The organism is Sulfurimonas sp. (assembly GCF_050296975.1).
Taxonomy (GTDB): Bacteria; Campylobacterota; Campylobacteria; order Campylobacterales; family Sulfurimonadaceae; genus Sulfurimonas.
In genome coordinates, this window is record NZ_JBNKRX010000030.1 from 46,644 (window position 1) to 62,829 (window position 16,186).

General features: G+C 33.9%; 21 protein-coding genes. 14 read left to right on the forward strand and 7 right to left on the reverse strand.

The features are described 5' to 3' along the window. Position 1 precedes the first annotated feature (1 nt). The 7 genes from ACQY56_RS08770 to ACQY56_RS08800 all read right to left on the reverse strand — a co-directional run bounded on the left by ACQY56_RS08770 (position 2) and on the right by ACQY56_RS08800 (position 3,829). Complete coding sequence (locus ACQY56_RS08770) at positions 2-898, reverse strand: class I SAM-dependent methyltransferase (protein WP_428739405.1); 897 nt, start codon at positions 896-898, stop codon at positions 2-4. After that, on the reverse strand, positions 889-1,158 hold the full coding sequence (locus ACQY56_RS08775; RefSeq protein WP_428739406.1) for a hypothetical protein: 270 nt from the start codon (positions 1,156-1,158) through the stop codon (positions 889-891). Before ACQY56_RS08775 ends, ACQY56_RS08770 begins: the two co-directional genes overlap by 10 nt. A gap of 1 nt (position 1,159) precedes the next feature. Continuing rightward, positions 1,160-1,567: an arsenate reductase ArsC gene (locus ACQY56_RS08780; protein WP_428739652.1), complete on the reverse strand. Its 408-nt coding sequence runs from the start codon at positions 1,565-1,567 to the stop codon at positions 1,160-1,162. After that, positions 1,560-1,871: an ArsR/SmtB family transcription factor gene (locus ACQY56_RS08785; RefSeq protein WP_428737913.1), complete on the reverse strand. Its 312-nt coding sequence runs from the start codon at positions 1,869-1,871 to the stop codon at positions 1,560-1,562. Before ACQY56_RS08785 ends, ACQY56_RS08780 begins: the two co-directional genes overlap by 8 nt. Before the next feature lie 62 nt (positions 1,872-1,933). Then, positions 1,934-3,154, reverse strand: a complete 1,221-nt coding sequence (locus tag ACQY56_RS08790) for a 1-acyl-sn-glycerol-3-phosphate acyltransferase (protein WP_428737912.1) — start codon at positions 3,152-3,154, stop codon at positions 1,934-1,936. After that, the gene (locus ACQY56_RS08795) at positions 3,147-3,530 is read right to left on the reverse strand and encodes a hypothetical protein (protein WP_428737911.1); all 384 of its coding nucleotides are present in this window, start codon (positions 3,528-3,530) and stop codon (positions 3,147-3,149) included. Before ACQY56_RS08795 ends, ACQY56_RS08790 begins: the two co-directional genes overlap by 8 nt. Next, positions 3,527-3,829 (reverse strand): hypothetical protein, encoded by a 303-nt coding sequence (locus ACQY56_RS08800; RefSeq protein ID WP_428737910.1) that lies wholly within the window; start codon positions 3,827-3,829, stop codon positions 3,527-3,529. Before ACQY56_RS08800 ends, ACQY56_RS08795 begins: the two co-directional genes overlap by 4 nt. Positions 3,830-4,025: 196 nt before the next feature. Between ACQY56_RS08800 and ACQY56_RS08805 the strand changes: the two genes are divergently transcribed. The 14 genes from ACQY56_RS08805 (at position 4,026) to ACQY56_RS08870 (ending at position 16,167) form a co-directional block, all read left to right on the forward strand. Beyond that, complete coding sequence (locus ACQY56_RS08805) at positions 4,026-4,271, forward strand: RNA-binding S4 domain-containing protein (RefSeq protein ID WP_428737909.1); 246 nt, start codon at positions 4,026-4,028, stop codon at positions 4,269-4,271. After that, on the forward strand, positions 4,272-5,258 hold the full coding sequence (gene trpD, locus ACQY56_RS08810; protein WP_428737908.1) for an anthranilate phosphoribosyltransferase: 987 nt from the start codon (positions 4,272-4,274) through the stop codon (positions 5,256-5,258). Beyond that, positions 5,255-5,674: a tRNA (adenosine(37)-N6)-threonylcarbamoyltransferase complex ATPase subunit type 1 TsaE gene (gene tsaE / locus ACQY56_RS08815; protein ID WP_428737907.1), complete on the forward strand. Its 420-nt coding sequence runs from the start codon at positions 5,255-5,257 to the stop codon at positions 5,672-5,674. The genes trpD and tsaE overlap by 4 nt, the downstream gene beginning before the upstream one ends. Further along, positions 5,662-6,384 (forward strand): LPS export ABC transporter ATP-binding protein, encoded by a 723-nt coding sequence (gene lptB, locus ACQY56_RS08820; protein ID WP_428737906.1) that lies wholly within the window; start codon positions 5,662-5,664, stop codon positions 6,382-6,384. The genes tsaE and lptB overlap by 13 nt, the downstream gene beginning before the upstream one ends. A gap of 9 nt (positions 6,385-6,393) precedes the next feature. Further along, positions 6,394-7,671, forward strand: coding sequence for an RNA polymerase factor sigma-54 (locus ACQY56_RS08825; protein WP_428737905.1), 1,278 nt, complete (start codon positions 6,394-6,396; stop codon positions 7,669-7,671). Beyond that, positions 7,668-8,411, forward strand: coding sequence for a TIGR02757 family protein (locus tag ACQY56_RS08830; protein WP_428737904.1), 744 nt, complete (start codon positions 7,668-7,670; stop codon positions 8,409-8,411). The genes ACQY56_RS08825 and ACQY56_RS08830 overlap by 4 nt, the downstream gene beginning before the upstream one ends. Before the next feature lie 9 nt (positions 8,412-8,420). Then, positions 8,421-8,867: a hypothetical protein gene (locus ACQY56_RS08835; RefSeq protein ID WP_428737903.1), complete on the forward strand. Its 447-nt coding sequence runs from the start codon at positions 8,421-8,423 to the stop codon at positions 8,865-8,867. Between the two features lie 48 nt (positions 8,868-8,915). Beyond that, positions 8,916-9,347 (forward strand): CoA-binding protein, encoded by a 432-nt coding sequence (locus ACQY56_RS08840; protein WP_428737902.1) that lies wholly within the window; start codon positions 8,916-8,918, stop codon positions 9,345-9,347. Positions 9,348-9,356: 9 nt separating this feature from the next. Next, positions 9,357-10,556: a threonine ammonia-lyase gene (gene ilvA / locus ACQY56_RS08845; RefSeq protein WP_428737901.1), complete on the forward strand. Its 1,200-nt coding sequence runs from the start codon at positions 9,357-9,359 to the stop codon at positions 10,554-10,556. A gap of 2 nt (positions 10,557-10,558) precedes the next feature. Continuing rightward, the gene (locus ACQY56_RS08850) at positions 10,559-12,688 is read left to right on the forward strand and encodes a WD40 repeat domain-containing protein (protein ID WP_428737900.1); all 2,130 of its coding nucleotides are present in this window, start codon (positions 10,559-10,561) and stop codon (positions 12,686-12,688) included. A 93-nt stretch (positions 12,689-12,781) separates the two neighbouring features. Beyond that, on the forward strand, positions 12,782-14,482 hold the full coding sequence (locus tag ACQY56_RS08855; RefSeq protein WP_428737899.1) for an acetolactate synthase large subunit: 1,701 nt from the start codon (positions 12,782-12,784) through the stop codon (positions 14,480-14,482). After that, a complete protein-coding gene (gene ilvN / locus ACQY56_RS08860; protein WP_428737898.1) occupies positions 14,482-14,958 on the forward strand; it encodes an acetolactate synthase small subunit in 477 nt (158 codons plus the stop codon). The genes ACQY56_RS08855 and ilvN overlap by 1 nt, the downstream gene beginning before the upstream one ends. Before the next feature lie 4 nt (positions 14,959-14,962). Next, complete coding sequence (gene lpxD / locus ACQY56_RS08865) at positions 14,963-15,919, forward strand: UDP-3-O-(3-hydroxymyristoyl)glucosamine N-acyltransferase (protein WP_428737897.1); 957 nt, start codon at positions 14,963-14,965, stop codon at positions 15,917-15,919. 44 nt (positions 15,920-15,963) lie between these two features. Further along, positions 15,964-16,167 (forward strand): hypothetical protein, encoded by a 204-nt coding sequence (locus tag ACQY56_RS08870; protein WP_428737896.1) that lies wholly within the window; start codon positions 15,964-15,966, stop codon positions 16,165-16,167. Positions 16,168-16,186 lie beyond the last annotated feature (19 nt).

Here is a 16,186-nt window from a genome sequence, read left to right on the forward strand (position 1 = left end):
ATTATTTCCTGATCGAAGTAGCACTTAAAAAGATATAGTCTTTTCCTGTAATGGTAACACGAAACTTCTTTTGTTGGAGATATTTTTTGCAGTATATAACATCTTTGTAAAGGTTTGACATCTCAGAATAGTTGTAGTTTCGCATCATCGCACCGTAGATCATCTCTCCATCAATCCAGCGACAGTTTGGAAACCCTAAAATTATTGCACCATTTGGGCTTAATTGATTTTGTACGATCGACATAAATACTTCGTTGAAGTTTAGGTTTGAGCTTTGTAGTGTTCCGATGCTAATGATAAGATCAAACTCTCCAAGCTCTAAAGTGTTGAGTTCGTTTATATCTGCTTGTAAAAAGGTTACGTTTTTATGCTCTTGAAACTTCTGCTTTGCATCTTCTATAGCAGAATCACAGTAGTCTATCCCCAAAAGTTCAAGCTCTGTAAAGTTTGATGCAAGTTGCTCTATAACCTCAAACTCATCGCCATTATTTACTCCAAGATTTAAAATTCGTTTTCTTTGACCAACTTTTACATTTTTTAGTGCTTGGGAGTAGTGGTATATAAATGAAGTTTCTTCGTTTTTATTGATCTTGGAAAATATAGACTCATTTCCATATTTTTGCTCTTTATCGGCATCAACTGAATGAAAACTATCAGCTGAGAGTTTTTGAAAACGTATCTCTACAAATTGTTCATCAACTTGTTTTGGAGTAAGCATTTTACATTTTAAAATATGTGCAAGATCAAGCCATGTCTTATAAGAGTGTGTTTGAGCGGTTGTAAGGTCTGGATTTTCTACTATAAAAGAGATACTTTCGTGTTCTAAAAGAGAAGCGATTTCTTTTTGTAGCACCTCTATGATCTCAAGTAGAGGTGTATTGCTAAAGTTTAGCAACATTCCTCTTTATTTAAAACTTTTGATTTTGCCATAGCAGCTTTTATGTCTTCTACCTTGATATCACCATCAATTTTTAACTCTACATCACCATCTTCGCCACTTACTTGCATATCTGTGATCTTTGCTTTTTGAGCATCACTCATACATTCACATTTTCCAGTTGAACAGTTTTGTACCATCGTTACAATGTTTTGTTTTTCAACTGCACCCATAAAGTTAATCTTTACACCAGTATCTGTTTTACTTACATTTTTTTCCATTTTATTTTCCTTCTAAAAATTTTGTTATTTTTGGCAAAAGTATTGCTTTAATTTCATCATATGTTTTTTCAAATGCCTTATACTCTTGACCATCTGGGTCTTTGAAACCTACATGGATTTTTGGAGTGGGGCGAGGAAACATAGGACATGTCTCATATGCATGATCGCATACTGTTACAACTAAATCAAAAGGGATATTTATAACCTCATCAAGATGTTTTGAGTAGTATTTTTCATCCCATGCATGATGCTCTTGGAGCACTTTTTTTGCATTTGGATTTACTTTTCCACTTGGAGCAACGCCACAACTATATGCCTCCACACCTACAAGTTCTTTATTGACAAGTGCTTCACCGATGATTGAGCGACAACTGTTTCCAGTACACATCACTAAAACTTTTTTATTCAATATTACACCCTTTTTTAAGGGGAGGTATCTCTATATCAAGACAACTTATCTCTTTTAAAACGTTTTGGCGAAATTGATCTATCGGGGAGCGAATAGAATAGTATGCCCAACGCCCATCACGTCTAACTTTTAAAAAACCGCCATCTTTGAGTATCTTAAGATGTCTTGATATACGTGATTGGATCATATCAAAAGAGTTTTCTATGTCACAGACACAAACCTCACCATTGTCGTCAATAAATCTAAGTATCTTGATCCGAGTTTCATCGTTGATCGAACCAATTGTTTGTAAAAATATTTCCATAAAAAAAGTATAGCAAAATATGATTAATATATCAAGATATATTGATGTATTGGTTGTTTTTTTTAAGTTCTGAGTGATCCAATCGCTTTTTTTACATCTTCTACTGTTGTTGTCATTGGGAGTGCTTGACCAAATGTTATCGTGATTGTTCTTCTTGGAAAGTGTTTCTTGTGAAATTGAAACTTTTTAGGTGAACGTGAAAATATTGAGCCCCATAGTCCATCGAGATAAACGGGAATGATCTGACTATCATGCACACTAGATAATAGTGTAAAACCTGACTTGAAACCACCAAGTTTTCCTGTTTTACTTATAGAACCTTCAGGAAATATACCAACTATTTGTTTATTGTGTAAAAGTTTTTTCCCTGTGCGAATAGCTTTAGATGCACCTTTTTTAGACATAGTGATACAGCCACCACCATTGACAAAGTATCTAAAAGCAATTTTTTTTGCTACGGTACTGTTTATAAAGTAGTGAATACGTCTTTGTATAGGAAGTTGAATAATAAGCCAGTCCAACCAACTTAGATGATTTGATATCAAGCATATTCCATGGTTTTCATCTAAATTTTCCAAACCTTTGTAAATAACTTTATAGCGTAAACTGATGATAATATCAAAAAAAATCCAGTGTGCTATAACTTTATAAATCCAAAAAAGGTAAGCATTGATAATTATGAAAATGGCTAATAATGTATAAAAAACACTAAAGCTATGTCCTATAAGATAAGTTAAAACATTGAAAATAGCTATTAATAAGAGGAGAGATAAGATGCTAAAAATAGTAGTAAATTTTCTTGAATATGTATGTAAGAGCCTTCCATACAGTGTTGGTAATGTAATACCTAAACTAAACCCAACTAAAAAGAGAAAAGATGGATGTGATACTAAAGAGCGATCGAAGAAAAGTGTTGTCATCAATATAAGTGTGATAAAAGAGCCTAATCCTATTAAACCTTCATGAATATAATACTTTGAGGTTTTGTAAAGGAGAAAAACTCCAAGAGCAACTCCAAAAGCTAGATAGTTTAGATATATATAACTCAATTGTTCTTCAAATAAAATAATTGCATAATAAAGTGTAGTAAAAAAGAAGAATGTGTAAAAAAACAATTCGAAAATCACACTCTTTTGTAACATTTTTTTTGTTATTGGATTGAAGATATTGTAATGTTGTGGTCTTGAATAATGTTTTTTTGAAAAATAGAAATAAAAAACTGTATAAAGAATGACGATACTTCCAACAAAAAGATATATAAATTCAGAAGAATATTCACTCACATCCACCCCTCTTTTTCCTATATCTATAGATTTTATACCAAAAATATGGTTGCATTAGCCATACACCAACAGTTGCACTTAAAGTCGCTGGAATTGCCCATTGTAAAGGAATTTTATGCTTTAAAAGGCATTTGAAAAACGTTATGTGTGGCATAACTATATTATAAGTTCCTGCTTGTCCGACGTTGTTATCATGTTTTTTACAACATAATCCGACATATTCCCCAAAAAATACATCTGCAAAACAACAACAATAGCTTTTCATTACAATATATCCTTCCGGATAATTACGTAATATTTCTTCTGCATCAATCTTCTCTTTTGATGTAAAAGTCTTTATAACCTTGTTTTGAGCGTTTACTACCCAGTATTTCATTGGTCTTCTTTAGCAATGAAATTTAATGCATCAAGTTCTTTTTGTATGCTAAAAAGTTCTTCGTAAATTAAAATAGTTTTGTTTTTAGAATAGATAAACAAAGAGATAAGTAAACTAAAAAAAAGTAGAAAAATAAAAAAAGACACTCCAAAGGTAAACATTTGTAATGCAAATATAACTATTATGGGTAAAAAGACAAATACAAGCATCAACCATGTTGAAGCATATACTTTGTCCCAGAAGATGGCATCATTTAAAACAGTTTGATAATTTGTTTGCAATGTTTCTGTGTTGTTCATAGTGGTTGTATTGTATCTGACACATCATTATAAAAACATGAAAGTTTTATTTGTAACTAGATAACGCAAAAAATGTTCCAACTCTTACTAAACTTTTAGTTTTATTTCTCTACAATAAGGGGAAAATTATGCTTAAGTTTATGAAACGATTTACCTTTATAAACTTGCAAAGTAAAAAGCGGAATTAAGAACGAGAATGCGGATAGATAAATTTTTAAATGCAGTAAATATAACAAAAAGAAGATCAGTTGCTCAAGATATGATCGCAAACGGTGTCGTGCTTATAAATGACTTAGTTGCTAAAGCTAGTAAAAATGTTGAGATTGGAAGTATAATAACTATTAACTATCTAAAAGAGGCAAAAAAGTACAAAGTTTTGCAAATTCCAGTTACAAAATCAACACCAAAATCATTACAACACCAATATATTGAGGAAATTTAGATGAACTACGATGAGGCAAAAGTAAAGTTTACAGAATTATTTGAGCACAAGATGAATGATGCGCAGATGAAAACTTTTTTAGAAACTATGAGACTTGATGAGAGTACATCTGTTGAAGCAATTGCTGCAGCAGCGGAAGTGATGAGAAGTTTTGCAATTCCTCTGCCTATATCTGAAGCAACACGTAATAAAGCGATAGATATTGTAGGAACAGGTGGCGATAAGATTGGAAGTTTTAATATCTCTTCAACGGTAGCTATTTTAGTAGCTGCAGCTGGTTGTATAGTAGCAAAACATGGAAGCCGCTCTATCACTTCAAAAAGTGGTAGTGCAGATATGTTTGAATCACTTGGTGTAAGACTTGATCTAAGCATAGATCAAAATGCAAAACTGTTAGAGGAGTGCGGTTTTGCATTTATGTTTGCACAAAATCATCATCCAGCTATGAAGTTTATAATGCCTGTAAGAAAAACTATACCAGATAAAACTATCTTTAACATCTTAGGTCCACTGACAAATCCAGCAGGTGTCAAAAAATCACTTCTTGGAGTATTTGATAAAGCTTTTGTGCCTAAAATGTTAGAAGCATTGCGAATAAATGGTGCTAATTCAGCTATGGTTGTAAGCTCTAAAGAGAGAATGGATGAGATCAGCATTAGTGACATAACGTATGTAGCTAGACTACATGATGGTGTTGTAAGTGAGTTTGAGATTGACCCGCAAGAGTTTGGGATAAAGAAAGTTCCACTTGAAGCGATTATAGGTGGTGATGCAGAGCAAAATGCACAGATTTTAAGAGATATATTTGAGGGTAATGCTACAGATGCTCAGCGTGACATTGTACTTGTAAATGCTGCAGCTTCATTTATAGTTGAGGGTCTTGCTCGTGATATGCAAGATGGTTTAGAGATAGCACGTGAGACTATCAAAAGTAAAAAAGCGACACAAAAACTACAACAAATTGTAGAGATTTCAAACAAACTATGACAGAAAAAATTTATATAGTTGGTTTGTCAGAACTAAAAAGTTTTGCTTCAGAGTTTTTAGATAATTTTAGTGCTGGAGTAGTTATTTTAAAAGGTGATTTAGCAGCTGGTAAAACAACTTTTGTAAAAACTGTTGCAAAACTCAAAGAAATAACTGATGATGTAACATCACCAACATTTTCACTCCAACAGTGTTATGGGGATGATATTTATCATTATGACATTTACAACAAAGGATTGGAGCATTTTATCTCTTTAGGGATGTTAGAAGAGTTGGAACAAGATGGTTTACACTTTGTTGAATGGGGAAATGACGAACTAGAGAAGATACTTGATGCTGCAGGGTTTGATATGGCAGTTATAGAGATAGAAAAAATTTCAGATGATAAAAGAGAGTATAAAGTATGCATACACTAAAAGCGGTTGAATTAAAAAAGAGCATAAAAGATTTAGAGATTGTAAAAGGGATGAGTCTAGAAGTTAAAAGTGGCGAAGTTGTTGGGTTGTTAGGACCAAACGGTGCTGGGAAAACAACAACATTTTATATGATCTGTGGACTTGTAGCTGCAACTGATGGAAAAGTATTTTTTGATGAAGAGGAACTTACTGGTATGCCACTGCATCAACGTGCTTTAAAGGGGATAGGGTATCTACCGCAAGAGGCTTCCATCTTTAAAGATTTAAGTGTTGAAGACAACCTAATGATTGCTGCACAAGTAGGTATCAAAGATAAAGAAAAACAAGAAGAGCGTATAGTTGAACTACTTGATATGTTCAATATCGAGCCGATTCGTTATCGTAAAGGTATCTCACTTTCTGGTGGGGAGCGTCGTCGTGTTGAGATCGCTCGTGCACTTGTAAATAAACCTAAATTTTTGCTTCTTGATGAACCTTTTGCAGGGGTTGATCCAATCGCCGTTATGGATATTCAAAAAGTTATTCATCAGCTTGTTTCTTACGATATAGGTGTACTTATAACGGATCATAATGTTCGTGAAACACTTGATGTTTGTGACCGTGCATACGTTATCAAATCTGGCGAATTACTTGCAAGTGGAACAAGTGAAGAGATCGGAAAAAATGAAGATGTACGTATACACTACCTTGGTGAAAACTTCAAATTATAGGGTTTTGGATTGGCAGTTCTAAGACAAACCCAAAGTGTTGAAACCAAACATAAACTTTCAAATACTTTAAGAAATTGGCTTCCGATCTTACACTCAAGTCTCTCAGACTTAGGAGAGGCTATGGAGCCTTTTGTAAGTGCAAATCCAGTTGTAGAAGTAAAGTCTGGATATGAAGAGGATTTTGAAAAAAGGATTCCTAAAAAAATTGTATTAGGTAATGGTCTTAGTAATTCTCGAACAGAACAGATTGAAGCACTTACAATCCAGTCAAAAAGTTTATATGATGTCTTAGATGAGCAACTTGAAGCACCACTTTTTCCAACACCAATCTCACAAGAGATTGCACAGTTTGTTGTAGCAAACTTAGATGAAAATGGCTATTATGAGGGAGATACAAATGGGTTTTGTCAAGAGCATGGTATAGATGTTGATGCATTTGAAAAAGTTCGTTTACGTTTTGCATACATCGAGCCTATGGGAATAGGTGCAAAAGATTTGAGTGAGTCTTTTTTATTTCAACTTGATAACTCTGAAATTTCAAATGATGCATACTCTTTAGCTGTAGATATGATAAATGATTTGCAAAATATACACAGTTACTCAAACAGGGAGCATTTCGCAGAAGTAATGCACGTAATCTCTAGTTTTAAAAATCCTCCAAACATTGAGTATCAAGAGGAATCTAGCCATGTAGTACCTGATTTGATGATCTATTTTAACGATGAAAATCAGATCGAAGTTAAACTCAATGATGCCTATTATCCAGCGATAAATATAGATACATCGTATGGAGTTGAACATGAGTATGTATCTCAAAAAATAAAAGAAGCAAAATCATTAGTAGATGCCTTAGAGATGCGAAAAGCAACACTCTATAAAGTGGGGCTTATGATCGTTGAGTATCAATATGATTTTTTTATTGGTGGGCAGATTATGCCACTTACATTGAAAACTTTAGCAGATGAGTTTGGGCATAACCCCTCAACAATCTCTCGTGCCATAGCAAACAAATATATAGCTTGTGATCGTGGTGTCTTTGCTATGAAAGAGTTCTTTACAACTGCAATCGATGAAGATGTTAGTAATGCAGCTATTAAGGACTTTTTACTTGGACTTGTAAAGGTTGAAAGTCGCGAAAAACCTTTAAGTGATATGAAACTCCTTGATCTCATTCAAGAGAAATTCAAAGTGACAATGGTACGCCGTACAATTGCAAAATATAGAAAACAGCTCAATATTGCTGGTTCAAGTGAAAGAAAAAAGCTCTATCAGTTAGGACTTTCTTGAGCATTAAAGAGTTACTCGATCGAGAAGTTACACTTCGAAACTGTGAAGATGAAGTTTGTGAGCAAAAGCCTGACCCTATCATCATTGCAAGAAAATATAATGATGAAGCTATAGCACTTATTTGTGCACTTTTTGCATATGGAAATGTAAAACAGATCGTAAAGTTCTTAGACTCTTTAGATTTTTCACTCTTAGAAAAAAGTGATAAAGAGATAAAAACAGCACTTGGGCAACACTACTACAGATTTCAGACCTCTGAGGATGTAATAACACTCTTTTTAGCGCTTAAAAAATTAAAAAAGATAACTACTTTAGAAAAAATTTTTATGGATGGGTATAGAGATAGTTCAAATGTAATTGATGGGATAAATGCAATCATAAAACAACTTTATGAACTCTATCCATTTAGTTCAAAAGGGTACATATTTTTAATTGGTAAAGTCACAACAAAAACAAAAGGTTCTGGAGCACTAAAGCGTTGGATGATGTGGCTTCGTTGGATGGTACGAGATGATAATATTGATCTTGGACTTTGGAGTAGTGTAAATAAAGCTGATCTTATCATGCCACTTGATACCCATACTTTTAAGGTGGGAAGAAAACTAGGCTTATTAGAGCGAAAGACATATGACCTTCAAGCTGCAATTGAACTTACAAATGCACTTAAAGAGTTTGACAACGAAGATCCGTTAAAATACGATTTCGCTTTGTACCGTTTAGGGCAAGAAAAGATAGTTTAAAGGGCATTTTTGGAGTTTTTAATACACTTTCACCTCATTGCAGCTATGGCTTGGATAGGGGGTTCTATATTTATGTTTGTTTTAGGAGTATCGCTTCGTGATAAAAACAAACAGAAGCAAGTGTATCCAAATATAGGTCCTATTTTTGGATATTTTGAAGTAGCCTCACTGCTTATATTACTTGTTAGTGGTATTTTAATGGCAGGTGATAAAGGGTTGATATATGGACTTTTAGAGGGTGATGAAAGTGCAATAGGTGAGGTGTTTTACAATAAAATGATGCTTGTTTTATTTGTAATATTTTTTACAATACTTCATTTTGTAATCGCTTTTAAAACCAATACAAAAGAGCGAACAAAACTTCAAAATATTCTCTCACGCACTTCATCATTGATGGTACTTCTTTTAAATCTAGTTGTTCTACATTATGCCATTATACTTAGAAGTATGTTGTAATTTTATTTTTTCGATATAATCACATATAAAATCTACCAAAGGACAATCATGGAATGTGAATTTCCGACAGTAAACTCTAATATGCAAGAGGTAAAAGAGATTTTTGATAGTGTAAAGACAATTGCAGTACTTGGTTTATCACCAAACGCGGAGAAAGATTCACATAAAGTTGCAGCATATTTACAAGATCACGGATATAAAATAGTGCCAGTATATCCTAAAGAGGATGAGATACTTGGTGAAAAAGTTTATAGAAGTTTAAAAGAGATTCCTTTTAAAGTGGATATGGTAAATATTTTTAGAAAACCTGATGCACTTGGCGCTATTGCTGATGTTTGCATGGAACGTGGGGATATAGATGTTTTTTGGGCACAAAAGGGTATAGTAAATAATGCTGCTGCACAAAAAGCACAAGATGCTGGTATGAAAGTTGTACAAAACCAGTGTGCGATGGTAGATCATAGAAACCTTTATAACTAGGTAGTAACATTGATAAATTTAGAAAATATAAAACAAGCACAGCAACGTATACAAGAGGTGGTAGCCAAAACACCTTTAGCATATGCACCGTATTTGAGTGAACTCTCATCAGCAAATGTATATTTAAAAAAAGAGAATTTACAAATTACTGGTGCATTTAAAATTCGTGGAGCTTACAATAAGATTGCTTCCCTTTCAGATGCTGAACGCTCTTTAGGTGTAATTGCTGCAAGTGCTGGAAATCATGCACAAGGTGTAGCATTATCTGCAAATCGTTTTGGGATTAAAGCAGTAATTGTTATGCCAGAATCAACACCGCTTACAAAAGTTAATGGTGTGAAATATTACGGTGCCGAGGTTGTTTTGCATGGAAGTAATTATGATGAAGCATATGGATATGCAAAAGAGTATGCACAAAAAAATAATCTTACATTTGTACACCCTTTTGAAGATAAAGAAGTTATCGCAGGGCAGGGAACGCTAGGTTTAGAGATACTAGAAAACTGTGAAAAACTTGATGCTGTTATTATCCCAATTGGCGGTGGTGGATTAATTGCTGGAATGGCAACTGCAATAAAAACACTCAGTCCGAATACTAAAGTGATAGGTGTAAGTGCAAGTGGTGCTCCAGCATTTAAACAATCATATGAATTGAAAAATGCTGTAGATACTACAAAAGTTCGTACAATTGCCGATGGTATAGCCGTTCGAGATACATCGAAAATTACGTTAGAATATGCACTTAAGTATGTTGATGAAGTGATAAGTGTTGATGATGAAGAGATAGCGAGTGCTATTTTATACCTTTTAGAAAAACAAAAACTTGTAGTTGAAGGTGCTGGTGCTGTTAGTGTGGCAGCACTTTTACACAAAAAAGTAAAAGGCTTAGAGGGTAAAAACATAGCAGCAGTGCTTAGTGGTGGTAACATGGATGTTACATTGCTCTCTGTCATAATTGAGAAAGGTTTAATCAAATCACATCGTAAAATGAATTTGACGGTTACATTGATCGATAAACCTGGATCGTTGATGCACTTTACTCAAATATTACAAAGATTAAATGCGAATATTGTTCATATTGCATATGATAGAACTTCTGTATCGTTAGATTATGGCGATGCAAATGTTACTGTGCATATAGAGACAAAAGGTAAAGAGCATCAAGATGAGATATATGAGGCTTTAAAATCTGAAGGATATATTAGGTAAGAATGGAAGTTATAAAAAGTAAGAGTGTATCAAAACCTGTATTATTACTAAAGTTTTATCCTGAAGATAATACAATTTTAGTAATTGATAGTGAAACAACAATTAGATTTTTAGATAATGATACACTCTCGGTTGCTGACGGTTTTAAAGCGGGAATATTACATAAAAACTATAGAACTAATGTAGTAGCTTTTAGCCAAGATAAGTATTATTTAGCAACTATATCTGCGGATGAAAAAGAATCACGTCTTTATAATGCAAAATCAAAAAAACTAGTTGCAAAATTAGATAGACACCATGGTGAGGTTTCTTGTGTAGCAATTGATCCACTCAATAGATTTATGCTCTCAGGTGGGGATGATGGGAAGGTTTTTGCAGTTGATGTAAAAAGTGGGAAGTTGATGTTTACGCTTCCATCACATGTTGATACTATTAATGATATATCTTTTTCTAAAAATGCCAATTGGGTAGCAACAGCTAGTTATGATAGAAAAATTTCTGTTTATAACATTGTAACTATGACGCCAAAAGATCGCCTCAAAGCGCATGGTGCACCTATTATGAAAATCAGATTTTTTCAAAAAAATAAACTTATAAGTGTTGATAAAGATTCAAAAGCAATCATCTGGAATATCCACTCTACAAAAGTACTTGCAAGACTGCAAGGTATCCATGATGAAGTGCGTCAAATGGTTATAAGTGGTGATGAAAAATTTGTATTTTTTGGAACAAGTTTAGGGTATATCCTTGTATACGATTTAAACACTTATGAAGCTATATCTACAAGATATATAAAAATTGCTTCACCTATCACAGCTATGGAGTTTGATGGGGAGAAAAACCACTTAATTATTGGTACAGAAGATGGATTTTTGATGTACTATGATATCTATGAAGGGCTTGATAAACTAAAAGAGTTTTTACAAACTAAACAGTTTGAAGCAATTCAGCAAGAGACAGAAAAAAACCCAATTTTAAAATATACAAATATTTATGATCTTGTATCAAATTTATGGGAAAAAACGCTTGAAAAAGCAAAACTTGCACTTGAAACTGGAGATAAAAATAAAGCTGAATTGATGTTAAATCAATTTAAAGACATACCTTCAAAAAACAAACTTATTCAAAAACTCTTTCAAGATTATGCACAATATCCTAAATTTGTGGCTATGGCAAAAAGTGGGAAGTTAGCACTTGCTTACTCTTTAGCAAATAGTTATCCCATCTATAAAGAAACAAAAATTTATAAAGCCTTAGAAAAAAACTGGAAAACAGCATTTGCTAGTGCTCAAAAAATGATGTTAAATCCAAAAACCGTGCAAATTGCTAAAGATTCTTTGATGCCATATAGGGGTATTAGTGAAAAAACAAAGTTTATACAAGAACTTTTTACAAAATCAAGTGTATACACCCGTTTTAGAGAGTCACTCTCCAAAAAAGATTTTAAAATAGCATTACAACTTATTAAACAAAATCCTTTCTTATCTGAACTCCCTGAATATACTTCACTTATGACTTTTTCAGATAGTTTGTACTTTAAATCACGTGAAGCTGTAGAGAAAAATGACTTTAATGAAGCAATAAAATATTTGAGTATTTTGAAAGATTTTGAAGAGTTTAAAGAGGATGCTGCACAGACACTCAAAGAGATTGAGATAAAACAAAAATTTTATCTTGGTATAAAATCAAACAATATCTCAGATGCTTATGATTCTATGGCTGCATGTGAAGAGCTACAAGAAACAAAAGAAGGAAGAAAACTGCAAAATCAGTGGAATGAAGATTTGAGTATTGCAAATACCTATGCAGTGAATGGCGATGTCGTAGGTGTTCAAAAAGCACTTAGTAAATATATGGGCATTGGTTCAAAATATATGTCTTTAGCGACTATTTTTTCCTGGTGTTATATTTCACAGCTTGAAAATTCTATCAATACAAAACAAGAACAAAACAAAATAGAAAAAGGGATAAAAAACTATCTTTCTATTTTTGGTGAAACCGATCAAATTGACAATCTTTTTGAAACTTTTAAAGAGGAATATTCAGATACGAAGTTAAACATTGAACTACTTCCAAAAAGCTCAATTTCAATGTGGCGACCTACAATGATAGTTAAATCAATTTTAGAATAGAGACGATACCCTTTAATTTTAACCTCAAATATAGCTTATTTTAAGTATAATCCAAAACTTTTACATAAAGATATAAAAATTAGGAGACTTTTCATGCAAATTAGTGGCGCACAGATGGTTATCGAAGCACTAATCGCCGAAGGGGTAGACACCGTTTTTGGTTACCCCGGTGGAGCGATAATGAATGTCTATGATGAGATATATAAACAGGATAAATTCCAACATATCTTAACTCGTCATGAACAAGCTGCAGTACATGCTGCAGAAGGATATTCAAAAGCTAGTGGAAAAGTCGGTGTCGCAATGATTACAAGTGGACCAGGTTTTACAAATGCAGTAACTGGTTTAGCTGATGCATATATGGATTCTATCCCTTTAGTTGTTATCTCTGGACAAGTCCCAATGAGTTTAATCGGTACAGATGCTTTTCAAGAGATTGATGCGGTTGGAATTAGTCGTTCTTGTACAAAACACAACTATCTTGTTACAGATGCAAAAGATTTACCACGTGTACTTAAAGAAGCATTTTATATAGCAGCTTCTGGTCGTCCAGGTCCTGTACATGTTGATATTCCAAAAGATGTTACAGCTCAGATTGAAGAGTTTGATTATAACATCAATTTAGAGCTTGAAACATATAAGCCAACAACAAAAGGGAACCCTCGTCAGATTAAAAAAGCGATGGAGGCTATTGCAAATGCAAAACGTCCTCTTTTTTATCTTGGTGGTGGTGTAATCAACTCAAATGCAGCGTATGAGGTAAGAGAGTTAATTCATAAAACACAAATTCCTGCAGTTGAGACTTTTATGGCTCGTGGGACATTATCACACGATGATAAATACCTTGTTGGTATGCTCGGTATGCATGGTTCTTATGCGTCAAACATGGCAATGAGTGAGACAGATTTAGTCATCGCTTTAGGGGCTAGATTTGATGACCGTGTAACTGGAAAGCTTTCAGAGTTTGCTAAAAATGCTGGAGTTATCCATGTTGATATTGATCCTGCAAGTATCTCTAAACTTGTAAATGCCGATTATCCAATAGTTGGTGATGTTAAAAACGTTGTAGAAGAGATGTTAGCTCTTGTAGATTGTGTAGATGGTTCAAGATATGAATCTTGGAGAGAGACTATTGAGAACTTTGATGCATTACATCCGCTTACATTTCATGAAGATAGTGAGAGACTTAAACCACAATGGGTTATACAAAGAGTTGGTGAACTTCTTGGTGATGATGCAAATATCTCTACAGATGTTGGTCAGCACCAAATGTGGAGTGCACAGTTTTATCCTTTTACAAGACCACGTCAGTTCGTAAGTTCTGGAGGTTTAGGAACTATGGGGTTTGGTTTCCCAGCTGCAATGGGTGTAAAAGCTGCATCGCCTGAAAAAATTAGTATCAATTTTACGGGTGATGGATCGATTTTGATGAATGTTCAAGAGTTAATGACAGCAGTTGAGAAAAAATTGCCGGTTATTAACATCATTTTGAACAACAATTTCTTAGGGATGGTTCGTCAGTGGCAGACACTTTTTTACGATAAACGTCACTCAGAAACTGACCTCTCAGTACAGCCAGACTTTGTTAAACTTGCAGAAGCTTTTGGTGGTGCAGGATACAGGGTAAAAACAAAAGAGGAATTTGATGCAGCCCTAAAAGATGCAATAGAGAAAAATGTAGTTACTTTTATAGAGGTAATTGTTGAGAGATTTGAAAATGTTCTTCCAATGGTTCCAGCAGGTGGAAGTCTGTTTAATATGATGTTACTAGAAAAGAAAAAGGAGAGTAAATAATGACGACTGATAATGCAAGAAGAGTAATCTCTGTTATCGTAGTTAATGAAGCGAGTGTTTTATCTCGTATTACAGACCTTTTTTCTGGACGTGGTTATAATATCACATCATTAACTGTAGCGCCTATTCCTGATAGCAAATACTCTCGTTTAACAATTGCAACTTTGGGTTCTGTAAAAATTATGGAGCAGATTACAAAACAATTGCATAAGCTAATTCCAGTTTTGCGTGTATATGAACATGAAGATATGGTTGAAAAAGAGATGGCTCTTGTGAAATTTGAGATCACTGAAAATTTAAGTGATATCAATACTATCTGTGAAGCATATAATGGAAAGATTGTAAACGCAGGTGAAACTACTGTGATTGCAATGGTTGCAGATGAGCCAAAACGAATAGATAACTTCTTAAACTCTATGAAACGCTATAATCCAAAAGAGATTGTTAGAAGCGGTGCAGTAGCACTAGAAAGATAAGTTGATGAAACTTAGTGAAATAGCCTCGATAATTGGTGCGGAATTCAATGGAGATGATAAAGAGATCATCTCTATGAATACACTTAAAAATGCCTCTGCTGATGAGCTATCTTTCATAGCAAATGCAAAGTACGTTAAAGATATGTCTGATTCAAAAGCTGGGGCTATCATTGTTAATGAAAAAACTAAAGAGTTTGTTCCTTCTGGATGCGAGGCACTTGTAGTAGAAGATACTTATTGGCAAATGGCAGTCCTTACAAAATACTTTGCACCACCAGTTGAAGATAAAGATGCTTTTGAAGCTGAAATAGGCGAAGATTCAGATATCGCTTTTGAAGCTGAGATTGCTGATGGTGCAGTGATTGGAAAAAACTGTATCATTATGGCTGGTGTGTATATAGGCTCAAATGTTGTAGTAGGGGATAATACGATCATCTATCCAAATGTTGTTGTTTATAGGGACTGTAAAATAGGATCAGATTGTATCATCCATGCAGGGACTGTGATTGGAAGTGATGGTTTTGGTTTTGCATCAAATAGACTTGGGCAACATAAAAAGATCTACCATAATGGTAATGTAGTGATCGAAGATGATGTAGAGATTGGTGCAAATGTTACAGTGGATCGCGCTGTATTTGGATCAACACTTATTAAAAAAGGTGCTAGACTTGACAACTTGATTCAAGTCGCACATAACTGTGAAATAGGTGAGGGGAGTGTTTTTGCGGCGCAAAGTGGTATGGCAGGTTCTACTATAGTTGGTAGAAACAATGTTTTTGGCGCTCAAAGTGGTATAGCTGGGCATTTAAGTACAGGTGACTTTAATACTTTTGCTGCACGTAGTGGAGTGACAAAAACAATCACACAAAGTGGTAAAACATTTGCAGGGTTTCCACTTATGGATCATAAGTTATGGTTAAAACTTCAAGGTGTACTTTCTCGTTTATTAAAAAGTAAATAGATTATTGGATAAACTGATTCTATAACTATTTCAGGAGGCATATAATGTCTAAAACGATTGCTTTAAGTGGAACTAATAAAGGGATTATTTCCGTTACAAAACTAGATGAACCTTATGGTCCGGGAAGTGCTACAGTTGCAAGTATTGGCATCTCTTTAGATGGAAATACTCACAACCCTGAGTGGAAAGTACATATTCCACTTGAAAACATAGATGAAGTGATTAAAGCACTTCAAGAATTAAAATAACTAAGAAGATGGTTTCTTC